The organism is Brevundimonas sp., from assembly GCF_036963785.1.
Taxonomy (GTDB): domain Bacteria; phylum Pseudomonadota; class Alphaproteobacteria; order Caulobacterales; family Caulobacteraceae; genus Brevundimonas.
In genome coordinates, this window is record NZ_JBALUS010000014.1 from 1 (window position 1) to 552 (window position 552).

General features: G+C 52.9%; 1 rRNA gene (only partly in view). It reads right to left on the bottom strand.

The annotated features are described in order from the left end of the window. Positions 1-552, bottom strand: a 16S ribosomal RNA gene (locus tag V7672_RS15220) (its annotated part continues 244 nt past the right edge of the window); the annotation flags it as partial.

Consider the following 552-nt stretch of genomic DNA (forward strand, 5'->3'; position numbering starts at 1 on the left):
GCGGAATGCTTAATCCGTTAGGTGTGTCACCGAACAGTATACTGCCCGACGACTGGCATTCATCGTTTACGGTGTGGACTACCAGGGTATCTAATCCTGTTTGCTCCCCACACTTTCGTACCTCAGCGTCAGTATCGAGCCAGTGAGCCGCCTTCGCCACTGGTGTTCCTCCAAATATCTACGAATTTCACCTCTACACTTGGAATTCCACTCACCTCTCTCGAACTCAAGACCAGGAGTTTTAGAGGCAGTTCCGAGGTTGAGCCTCGGGATTTCACCCCTAACTTTCTGATCCGCCTACGTACGCTTTACGCCCAGTAATTCCGAACAACGCTAACCCCCTCCGTATTACCGCGGCTGCTGGCACGGAGTTAGCCGGGGTTTCTTTACCAGGTACTGTCATTATCATCCCTGGCGAAAGTGCTTTACGATCCTAAGACCTTCATCACACACGCGGCATGGCTAGATCAGGCTTGCGCCCATTGTCTAAGATTCCCCACTGCTGCCTCCCGTAGGAGTCTGGGCCGTGTCTCAGTCCCAGTGTTGCTGATC